Origin of the sequence: Spiroplasma sp. Moj (assembly GCF_016082285.1) — a bacterium.
GTDB classification, from domain to species: domain Bacteria; phylum Bacillota_I; class Bacilli_A; order Mycoplasmatales; family Mycoplasmataceae; genus Spiroplasma; species Spiroplasma phoeniceum.
On record NZ_MQTY02000027.1, the window covers coordinates 39 to 11,824 of the forward strand.

An 11,786-nucleotide genomic window follows, 5' to 3' on the forward strand; every position below is an offset into this window, starting at 1 on the left:
AATGATTATTTTATTGATAAAACAATTATTATTGATGCTACCGAAACTCCAATCCAACGCCCAAAAAAAGAAAAAACCCCACCCCGTTGATAATACGAAAGTGGTTAGTAAGGAATACAAAAAATTCACAATAATGTTCTAATACCTACAAAGAAAACAAAGAAAAAACCTTTAAATAAANCACAAAAACAACATAATAGACTAGTTTCAAAAATGAGAATTATTANNNGACTTNTTGCATAACCTANTTATTTTAAAATTCCTATAANNTNTATTTNAAATATATTTTATAGGAATTTTAAAATAACTAGGTTATGCAAGAAGTCTAATATATGTTTCTTTATAAAAATTTAACAAATTTTCTGGTGTTAATTTCATTGGGTCATATCCCTTGCCGGCTCATGCTAAAACAGAATCCTTTTTAAAGAACATAGAATCTAAATTCATAAAAAAACTATTTTTATAATCGGATAAATTACTACCAAAAAATAAAATATTTTCATTCTTTAAAGCCTCCCTAACAATGAGTCAAATTATCTTGCTAGGATTTCATTCATAACTATATTTTCTCACTCTAATTTGAAATTTTTGATCTTTTAAAACTTTATTAACAAACATAGTAAAATACTCCTCAATATTATCCTGAAGCTTACTTAAAACATCTAAATCATTAGTTATAACTACTAGAGCATTAATCTTATCTCTCGCTGGCAATCCTTTAAATCTCACTTCATAATCAATATTAACTTGCACTGTAATTCCCAATACCTCTTGTGGAGTATCTTTTAATAACCTCCCGATGTTATCAAAATTAATATTATACAAAGTAAATAAAATATTATCCTCATCTAAAAACAACGGCATTGTATCAACATAATAATTTGAATAGCGATATCGTAAACTTTGATTCAAATTAGCAAACTCTACTTTAAAACCAGTAAGCAACTGTGTTAAAAAACGATATTTACTAATTCTTTCATCCGTCAATGTCAAACCATCATTCTCTTTTTTTAACTCATCAACTAACTCTGCAACAAATGGTATTTGATCCGGATAATCATTAATATCAATTGTTGCCTTTGTATCCCACCACGCTTCAAAAGTTTGCTTTACTTCCTTTTTTATATCATTTAAAATACCAATATCTTGATTATGATCTAATTCATCTTTTTCATCACCTTCATGCTTTCCTCGCGCGGTACAACTAGCCACCCTAAACACACTACCACTGCCTAACACAAAAGCACTAAAAATGGTTAATAACCGTTTCATCAATATGCCACCTTCTTCCAATAAGATACTTATTACTTATTATTATATTGAATAAAAAAAGCACATTCATGCCCTTAACAAATTATTTGCAAGATAGAATTTATCTTGCAAATAAAAGAGATTAAGAAATCATATTATTAAAATGTAATGCTATTTTCATATAAAAAATGTTTCTCCTAACATTATAATTTAATAATAAACAATAACAATTATTATTTATCTTTTGATTAAGAAAAACATTATCAATTATTTTTAAAACAATATTTAATTTCGGTTAAACCAACGACCAAGTAATGCATCACCGTTTCGTTTACGACGACGAGCAATTAATCATGGAATTGAAATTACTAGTGTTAAAATAATTAAGAAAATAATAAAAATTACTAAACAAATACGATTTGTTTTTTTCTTTAAAGCTGATAATTCTTCTGGATGAACAATTTCATATCCATAATAACCAATAATATTTGCTTTTCTTTTTTTTGTTAAAACAATATTCGCAATATGAACGCCTAATGTTACGATTAAAATAATAATTGTAATTGTAATGGCTACTGTTAAATCATCAACAATGCCTAAACTTCAAAAACCAAACCGAAACTCTTCACCTGAATGTTGTTGAAAACCGTATAAAATTCCTAAAATAATTCCACCAAAGAAATAAGTCGGAAATGCTAATCAATTTAAAACAATACTACGAACAGTCATTTTTTTATAATTATCAATTAAGAAATGCGGAATAGTATGATTACCCCGTGTTAAATTAGAAAGATAACTATTTGTTTCAATTCGAACTCGTGATAAATCAAAAATACCAGCAAACAATAATCCTAGAGAAATTAACAAAAAAGTAATTGTCAAAAATGGATGAGGAATATATTTCGCTTTAATTCCCATAATTGCTTCTAATTCTTGTTGATGAGAAATAAAATATAAAGCAATAAATAAACTTGTCATCATTGTGCCAAGAAAACCAATAATAATCATAATTAAGGTACGAACTTTTTCCGAACGAATCTCACGAGCAATTTCTAAAGGAATTAAACAGTTAGCATATTCCTTATTAAAACGACGACGACGTTGTTTTTCTGATAACTGTGGTTGATAAGCATAACGATTATTTTCCCTACTGTTTGTTAAAGCTGGTGGGTCAAATTGCGCTGATGGAGTAAAATGACCATTTTGATAATACGATGGTGGCACTGGCATTGAATTTGTCATCATTTGATTATCATCAAAATATTGTGCTGAATTTGCACCACGATAGGCGCCTTTGCTATCATAAGCTAATTCTGAACGATTAAATTGTTCATTAACTTGTGATTGATGATACGGTGATGCAACACGTGATTGATAAGGAGGACGATATTGATTTGCATAGATATTATCATCGTTAACATAACCATCACGGTGGTTCTGATATCCCATAAATTCAGCATTGTCATATAGCCCTTGATTTTGTTGTCCTGACCAATATTGATCATAATTAGAACTTGTTACATGCTGCTGAATTCGGCGTGGAAAAATTTGTTGATGAACTGGACGCGAATAATTTTGCGCCGCATCATGATTATAATATGGCTCAACATAATCAGGTGGCATTTGTGAAGCATTTACATTCATTACCTCACGGTCTTCTTCAAGATACTGGCGGTCATGATTATTAGCATAATAATTATATTGGTTACTTAAGTTCATTCGTGCTGGACGAATTGTATTATTATTTTGATATAACATTTCCATATTATTTAATTGGTTTTGTTTATATGCTTCATTTGGACGAAAGTATTGATTTGATGAAAGATGATTTTGAGGCATTCCATTTGGATAGGGTTGATTTTGACTAAAATCAACATTATTTTGGTTTCTTAATTCAGGATTAAAATTATCACCAAAACGATTTTCTGATTGCATTGGTGGTTGCTCATGTTGTTTATCTTTCACCATAAACGATTTAACCGTATTAAAAAAACTCATGCTTTGTTTCACCTGCCCTAAATGTGAATAACATTGTATTAAAAAAGAAACTGCTAGTTTTTATCACCCATTTTTTTAGCTAGCATAATTTCTTGTTCAAAACACTCAATGTTTTCCTTAAAACTAGTTTCTTGTTTTAATTTTACAATATTCGTTCAATTACTACTGCTTTTTTTACTTCGAAATAAAGAAAAAGTAATAATAAAATAAACAAATAATAATAGCGCTGCAAATCCTAGTAGAAAACCAATTAACCCGATTACTGGAATGTCTAAATCTAAGATTGTTATGCTTGTTGTCAAGAAGCCCTCCATATAAACACCACACTATCTATGAGTATTATACTATACTTTTTAAAATTTATGCAAAAAAATATATTATTTTTATCCTAAACCCTTTTCTAATGTCTCTAATAATTTAGTTTTTACTTTATTTTGTTTTTGATAAGTTAACTTTAATGTATCAGTAAAGTGCTCTTGTTTAATTTGATCATAAATCATCCCAATTGTTGTTGTTAATTTAGTAATCTTTGCATCGTTATTAATATAATTAATAATACTATCATTAATCCATTTTGTTTTTTCAATCCCTAATCAATTTGAATTTGTTTTTGAAGATTGGTCAGTATTAATTCAACAAGAATCAAGTTGCTTATTATCTCATTGTTTAGTTACATTATTATAACTACAAGTTGTTGAATAGATATTAGATAAAGCATCTTCTGTTGCTTGTGTAATATTTAATAACCCACTAGTAATAATATATTCATCACCATATATTTGAGATTGTGCTGTATCAACTCCAACAACTTTTGTTTTCGTTTTATTATATTTAATTCGGTCAATTGTATCTTGGGTTTGTGGTCCTGCAACAGGAAAAATAATACTTGCTTTTTTAGTAATTAAATAATCAGAAATCACTTTTCCTTCTCCTTGATTAAATGATTGTGAAAACCATGACTCATTGTCATTTAATACTTCTTGAACTTTTCTTATTGGTAATAAATTATTAATTTTGGGGTTTATGTTTTTAATTATTGCTAAAATATCTGTCATCAATTGATGTAAATTAGGATATCTAACATCGTTCTTAATAATTTCATTAAACACATCCGCTGATAATAAAAATCCTCATAAATAATTTGAAACACCAACTGGATTATCCATTCCTCCATAAGTTGCAATATTTAACTGTTGTTGAAATTCTGTTTGATGCAAATTAAGTCATATTGTTGTAACAAGACCCGCTAAAAAACCAGCAATTTCTTTTTGAAATAAAATTCCGACAATATTATCAGCTAATGGACCGTCTGGGTCCATATTTTTATGAACATTCTGACCACTACCATCAATAAAAATAACATTATCCACTAAGTTTGCTGCTCAACCAATGGTGTTGGCATGACTAAAACCAGGTAAAATTAGCGTTTTTGCCCCAGCAATACTAGCTGTAATATAAGCTGCTTTAAATTCACCTGGTATAATACCATTTGGTTCAAAATAGCTAGCTCGCAATGGACTATCTCGTCATTGTGTCATTGATGAAACTTGGGTAAATTGTGACACGATATATTTGCTTGCTCCTTCTCACGCTGATTGAATATAAGATTTATCATTAATTGACCCACCACTAGTAATTACCCAAATATCATACATATATTGGTATTTTTTAACACAAGATGTTAAAAAACTAGCAGAAGTAGTGCCAATTTGTAGTGCCATTAAAATCTTAATTATTTTTTTCATTCTAATCTCCTTTAACCATAATTTAAAAAAAATACTAAAAATATTCTTTTATTAAAACAACAATTATTTTATTTAAGTTTTTTTCTTGTTATTTGTTTCAGAATTAATATTTGATTTAACACGACTAATAAAACTTTCGCGTAATAATAGATTAACTTTCGGAACTAATAAACGTAAATGATTACGATATTCAGCTAAAATTATGTCTGAAGTATAATAAAATATTAACAATAAAAGTAAAACAATTGTGGCACAAATTGTTGAAATAATTGTTGTAATATTATCAATTTGAATCGCAAAACTATCACGGGGAATATATTGTTGACCATAAACATATTCTTTAAATATACCAACCTTTTTATAACGCATCACATCATCAACAAATTTAATAATGAATTCTAATCCAAATCATAATAATTGAAATTGTGCTACAATCGGTTTATTTGTTGGTGAACGATATTTTCATTCACAAGTCATTGCAAACATAATATTAAAACACATAGCAAAAGCTAATCCATTAATAACTTGCAATGCTAAGTAAGCTTCTGGCGAATGATTAAATGCAGTAATACTAAAGAAAATAAATCATAGTAATAACCCTAACCCAAAGCAATATTTAACACCAATTTTATTATACAGTAAATGACAAGCTAAATAAGCACCAAAAAATTGTGGAATTAGGAATAATTGTTCATTTAAACACACAAATTGGTTGACTTTTCAAACATCATGGTATTTTTCTCATGTGCGTTGGCCTAACAATCAAAGATAAATATTTGATTGAGACACTTCTTTTAAAATAATAATTAAAATTACCATAAAAAAGATAATTAATACTTTTCACCATTTAAATGGTTCAAATATTTTTTGCTGTTCAATCGTAAATGATGTTGATGTAAATTCTTTATGTGAAAATAAAGCATATAAAATGGTTGCACCCGCAATAGCAATTATTGCACCAATTCCAATAATTCCTATTTGCAACTGATTAGTTAAATTACTTCCTGCTGTAATAACAATATTATTAAACTCACTACCAAAAATAAGCGCAAATGTCATTAATGGCGCTACTAAACTAATTGTTTTAAATGGAAAAAACTTACGACCATATGCTTCATTATATGATAAAAAATAACTAGCCTTTGTAATAATTCCAAAACCAAGAAAAATTGCCGCGTTAATTAATGTTGGTGCGGAAGGATAAACAATTAAAATAAAAATTCCAAGCATTGATATTCCAAACATTGTATATTGAAAAAAATGTCAACCAATACGAGAAAAAACCTTATGTAAAAATACATAAGGAATCATCGCTAAAAAAGCATAAAGAGAAAGGGAAGTTGCTGCAATAATGGCAATTCCTTCCATATTATTAATTGATGCGGCAAAGAATAAATCACGGAACTCAAAATTATCACCAATAATTGATGATAATGCAAATCAATATAAAAACGTTTGAATAAAGAATGCCTTCTGACTAGTATGTTTAATTTTAATGTTTTTTATTAAAATTAATATGTAAAAAACAAATAACAATAATAACATTAATGGATTAAATAAAAAAACATCTCAATTATTTTGTAACACACCTGCACCATCTTTCTGTCTTATAGATTATAACATAACCTAAATAATTACATTTGTTCAATAACATTAACCCCTAATAAATTAAAGGCATTTGATAAAACTTGATAAATTACTTTAATAAATACTAAACGCTGTTTTGTTAATTCTAAGTTATCTAAATTAATAACTTTTGATTCATTATAATATGAATGGAATTGCCGCGCAACAGATTGCACATAATCACAGACAAGATGTGGTTGACGTAATTTTGCTGCTCCTTCAATGCAACGATTAAATAAATCAATCTCATTTAAAAGGTCTAATTCTTTTTGTGACGTTAATAATTCAAAGGTTTTAACATCCGTAATATTAATTTTGCTCATTTTGGCTTGTTTTAGCACGCTATTACAACGCGCTGTTGCATATTGTGCATAATAAACAGGGTTTTTTGAAGAATGCTCTTTTAAAATACCAATATCTAAGTCCATATGACTTTGAGCACTTTTTGAAGCTAACATATAACGAATTGGGTCAACTCCAATTTCTTCAATTAAGTCAATTAATCAAACTGCTGTCCCTTTTCGTTTACTCATTTTATATTCAGCACCACCTTTAATTAACAGTACCATTTGAATCATATCAATATCTAAAATGTCTTTTTTATACCCTAATAACTGTAACCCCGCTAACATTCGTACAATATAACCGTGATGATCACCACCTCAAAAATTAACCAATTTATCTGCTTTGCTTCGCATTAAACGTTCATTATGTGATGCTAAATCAGGAGTAATATAAGTTAAATCACCATTTGATTTAACTAAAACACGATCTTTATCATCACCAAAGTCGGTTGTTTTTAATCATAGTGCACCATCTTGTTCATAAGTTTTTCCCAATTTAGCATATTGGGCTAATGTTGCATCAATTTTTCCTCCCTCGTACATTGCAGCTTCAGAAGAATAATATTCAATATCAACTCGAAATAATTTTAATTGCTTTTTAATAATATCTAAAAATAAATCAACTGATTTTTTGCGAAACATTTCATGTACCTCTGGATCACTAATTTTATAATCCTTATCAAAAGTTAAATTAATAAATTTATCTTGATAATTGTCAACAAAATATTGTGCAACATCAGCATACATATCGCCACGATATGCATCAGGAGGTAATTCAGTTTTTTTACCCAATAAATTTAAATAACTAACAAAAACCGTCACTGCTAAAGTATTTATTTGATTACCAGCATCATTAACATAATATTCAGTTTGAACATGATAACCAGCTGCTCGCAAAATGCGAGCAACACTATCACCAATGGCACCATTCCGAGCATGACCAATATGTAAAAATCCCGTTGGATTAGCTGAAACAATTTCTAAATTATAAGTAAAATTCTTTGGAGCTGAATATCCATATTTTTCTTCTCGTTTTAAAACCTCATTAATAACTTGATGTAACTGATCATCAGCTAAGGTAAAATTAATAAATCCCGCACCAGCAATTTCAATTTTTTTAAAATATGATTTATTATTTTTTTCAATAAAAGCAATAATTTCTTCAGCAATTTTATTTGGTGCCTTTTTTAATTTTTTTGCTAGTAACAAAGCCAAATTGGTTGATAAATGACCAAATCCTTCTTGACGTGGTTTTTCAACCATCACTGGTGTTGTTAAATTAGGTGTTGTTAAATTATTTGCCTTTAAGTACTCTTCTAACAGATTTTCAATTAATTTAACATTCGTATTCATAATTGTGGTTCCTTTCTTCTTTTATTTATATATATTTTACATAGTTTTTATAATTACTTATCTTTTTTTCTAATTTTACAATAATAAAATCCATCAGTATTATTTTCATAACCAAAAATTTGTTCTGTTGCAATAATTTTTAAATCCGGATGTTTTGCTAAAAAATTGCGGATTTGAACAGTATTTTCATATCCTCCAAAAGTACAAGTAGAATAAACCAAAATTCCACCTGGTTTTAACAATTGATAAGCTTTATCTAATAATTGTTCTTGAATCTCAACTAAATTTGCTAATTTTTGATTAGTCAAAGTATGATATTTAATTTCTGGTTTTCGCTTAATTACCCCTAAACCACTGCAGGGGGCATCACAAAGAATTTTATCATATTGAATTTCAGGATTAATTTTTCTAGCATCTAATAAATGTGGATAAATATTCGTAATTCCTAATCGACTAGCATTCATTTTAATTAAATTAATCTTCTTTTCACTAATATCATATGCATCAATAATCCCTTTGTTGTTCATGATTTGACTTAAATGTGTTGTTTTACCACCCGGTGCACTGCACATGTCTAACACGCGATCAGTTTCTTGCGGATTTAATACTTCTGCAATGCGCATACTCATTTCATCTTGAATAAAAATTAAACCTTTTTTAAACATTTCTGAATTAACAACTGGTTTATCGGCAATTACACCTACAGAAGATACTAAACTTTTTGTTAAATTATAATTTGAATATTGAGCTAATAATTCATCTCGACTAATTTTTAGGGTATTAACGCGAAATAAAAGTTTTGGAATTGTTAAACTATCAACCATTACTTGCTGAGCAATATCTTCACTATATTCATTACGAAGAATTAAATATAATGATGATGGAAAACTATATTTAATACTTAATTTTTTTGTTTCATCAGCAATATTAATTTCAAAAATCTCATCTTTACTGACAAAAATCTTTTTTAACGTAGCATTAATAAAACCAGCATACTTTGGATTTAGATTTTTACTAATATTAACAGCTTCATTAACAATTGCATAATTAGGGATACGATCTAAAAAACGAAATTGATAAATACTCATTCATAATAAAACTTGTAATTTTTGATTAGTTTTTTTGGATTCAATAAATTGATTAGCAATATATTCTAAATACAATTTATTTTTTAAAGTACCATAAACAATTCGATAAATTAAAGTTTTATCTTGGTCAGTAAAATCATCATTTTGTTCTACAATATTTGATAATAAATGATTACTAAACTTGTTTTTTGCAAAAATTTTTCATAAGATATTTCATGCTATTTCTCTTGCTTGCATTTTTTAATCCTTTAAACTTACGAACGATTAGCAATTTCTTGTTCTAAAATTGTTTTAATTTCTGCAACTGCTTGTTCTACAGTGTTATTTACCACAACATAATTATAATTACTTTGCAATGGAAGTTCATCAGCTGCTTTTGCTAATCGTGCTTGTAATACTTCTTCGGGTTCACTTTTTCGGCCTCGAATTCGTTTTTCTAATTCCTCTAAACTTGGTGGAATTAAAAAAATTGAAACTGCATCAGTTACTTTCTGTAACACTTGTGTTGCACCTTGTACTTCAATTTCTAATAAAACATTTTTTCCATTATTAATTTGTTCAATACAATATGATTTTGGCGTACCATAATAATTACCGACAAAATCAGCATATTCTAATAATTCATCATTTTTAATTGCAGCTTCAAATGTTGGTCGGTCAACAAAAAAATAATTTACCCCTTCAACTTCATCCTGCCTTTTTGTTCTTGTTGTCATTGAAACTGAATAAGCCAAATTCAACTCTTCATATTTAAAAAGTTCTTGACATATTGTCCCTTTCCCGACTCCTGATGGGCCAGAAAAAATAATTAAAAAACCCTCTTTCTGCACATTAACGTTCTCCTTTTTCTAATCTTAATATATACAAATACTTTTTTTTATATGTTTTACAACGTAACATAACTAAATTAAATTGATCAAATGACAACATTTGATTTGATTCACAAACTATTATTCCATAGTTATTGATAATATTGTTATTCAATATTATAGTAATAATATCATAATAATACTCAATTTGCTTAAAAGGTGGGTCTAAAAATAAAATATCAATTAATACTTTCTGTTGTATCATTCAATTTAATAAAACTTTATAATCATAATTTAATACTTTTGCATTATTTATTTTTAAGTTATTTAAATTAGTTTCAATAATTTTGGAGGCACCTTGGTGCGAATCATTAAAATAACATTGTTGTAACCCCCGTGATAACCCTTCAATTCCTAATTGACCACTTCCAGCAAAAATATCTAATCCAATTTTATTTTCATAAATAAAATAATTATCTAAAATATTAAATGTATCTTCTTTAACACGTGCCGTCATTGGCCGAGTATTCATTCCATCTAATGTTTTAATTTTATAACCCTTATATTTTCCACTAATTACGCGCATCTTCTTAACCCTTTTCTTTCTTTTTTTTATTATACTAAAACTTTAGAATTTTCTTTAATAATTGCTGAATATGTTATAATTTTTTAAGAGGTGATTTTTAGTGTTGCAAAATGAAATACCAACTAAAGACTGACTAGTATTTGATGATACACCGTCAATTCGACAACCATCAATTGATGTCTCTTTACCATTAGCACCTGAAAATGAACTTGTAATGCAAAAATTAATTGATTTTGTAAGATATTCCCAAGATCCGCAAAAAAATAGTGGTCATACAATTAGACCAGCTGTTGGTTTAGCCGCTCCTCAAATTGGACATAATCTTAAAATGTATTATATTCGAATTGAAGAGACAGATGACGAAACAGGAGATAAAAAAATAATTGAACATGCAATGATTAATCCTAAAATTATTGGAAAAAGTGAACAAATAGCTTGTATAGAAGAAGGCGAAGGTTGTTTAAGCGTTAATGGTGATAAAGAAGGTTTTGTCCCTCGTAGTTTTCGAATTATTATTGAAGGTTATGATTATTTAAAACAACAACAAGTAACAATTACTGCCCATAGTTATGAAGCAATTGTTTTTCAACATGAACAAGCACATTTAGAAGGTAAATTATATTATGATTTAATTAATAAAAAAGCACCTTGAACAAAAAAAAGTGATTGAATTATTTTATAAAAAATAAAAACTGGTATTACCAGTTTTTATTTAGTTTTAAATACTAATTATATTTTCTTATTTTATGTGAAAACCATATACATTTTAGACCACTGATTTAGTCTTTAAATTAGAATGGAGATTAAAATGAAAAAGTATATGGTAACAAGCATTCCAACTGAAAATGAATTATATTCATTACAACGAAAAATAAAAAAATGATATTTACAACAAAAACTTACAAAAGAAATAAATTATATTTATCAAAATGTCATTAATTATTTTAATTTATGTCAGAAATACTATTTATATGAAAATTCACTAA

General features: G+C 27.6%; 10 protein-coding genes and 1 pseudogene. 2 read left to right on the forward strand and 9 right to left on the reverse strand.

Annotated features, from left to right (window positions below):
* Positions 1–312: 312 nt before the first annotated feature.
* From BST80_RS02155 to rsmD, 9 genes are all read right to left on the reverse strand, one after another.
* Positions 313–1,272 carry a hypothetical protein gene (locus tag BST80_RS02155; protein WP_415745753.1) on the reverse strand — a complete coding sequence of 320 codons (960 nt, stop codon included), beginning with the start codon at positions 1,270–1,272 and terminating at the stop codon, positions 313–315.
* Between the two features lie 264 nt (positions 1,273–1,536).
* On the reverse strand, positions 1,537–3,249 hold the full coding sequence (locus BST80_RS02160; RefSeq protein ID WP_415745754.1) for an MSC_0882 family membrane protein: 1,713 nt from the start codon (positions 3,247–3,249) through the stop codon (positions 1,537–1,539).
* A gap of 53 nt (positions 3,250–3,302) precedes the next feature.
* A complete protein-coding gene (locus BST80_RS02165) occupies positions 3,303–3,563 on the reverse strand; it encodes a hypothetical protein (RefSeq protein WP_415745755.1) in 261 nt (86 codons plus the stop codon).
* 69 nt (positions 3,564–3,632) lie between these two features.
* On the reverse strand, positions 3,633–4,994 hold the full coding sequence (locus BST80_RS02170; RefSeq protein ID WP_415745756.1) for a BMP family ABC transporter substrate-binding protein: 1,362 nt from the start codon (positions 4,992–4,994) through the stop codon (positions 3,633–3,635).
* A gap of 72 nt (positions 4,995–5,066) precedes the next feature.
* Complete coding sequence (locus BST80_RS02175; RefSeq protein ID WP_415745757.1) at positions 5,067–6,581, reverse strand: hypothetical protein; 1,515 nt, start codon at positions 6,579–6,581, stop codon at positions 5,067–5,069.
* A 47-nt stretch (positions 6,582–6,628) separates the two neighbouring features.
* Positions 6,629–8,317, reverse strand: coding sequence for an arginine--tRNA ligase (gene argS, locus BST80_RS02180; protein WP_415745758.1), 1,689 nt, complete (start codon positions 8,315–8,317; stop codon positions 6,629–6,631).
* A gap of 53 nt (positions 8,318–8,370) precedes the next feature.
* Positions 8,371–9,642 (reverse strand): 16S rRNA (cytosine(967)-C(5))-methyltransferase RsmB, encoded by a 1,272-nt coding sequence (rsmB, locus tag BST80_RS02185; RefSeq protein ID WP_415745759.1) that lies wholly within the window; start codon positions 9,640–9,642, stop codon positions 8,371–8,373.
* Positions 9,643–9,659: 17 nt separating this feature from the next.
* Complete coding sequence (gmk, locus tag BST80_RS02190; RefSeq protein ID WP_415745760.1) at positions 9,660–10,235, reverse strand: guanylate kinase; 576 nt, start codon at positions 10,233–10,235, stop codon at positions 9,660–9,662.
* 1 nt (position 10,236) lies between these two features.
* Positions 10,237–10,833, reverse strand: a complete 597-nt coding sequence (rsmD, locus tag BST80_RS02195; protein WP_415745762.1) for a 16S rRNA (guanine(966)-N(2))-methyltransferase RsmD — start codon at positions 10,831–10,833, stop codon at positions 10,237–10,239.
* Between the two features lie 67 nt (positions 10,834–10,900).
* Between rsmD and def the strand changes: the two genes are divergently transcribed.
* Entirely contained in the window at positions 10,901–11,482 is a 582-nt protein-coding gene (def, locus tag BST80_RS02200; protein WP_415745761.1) for a peptide deformylase, read from the forward strand.
* Positions 11,483–11,596: 114 nt separating this feature from the next.
* A pseudogene (locus tag BST80_RS02205) lies at positions 11,597–11,786 on the forward strand (hypothetical protein); the annotation flags it as partial.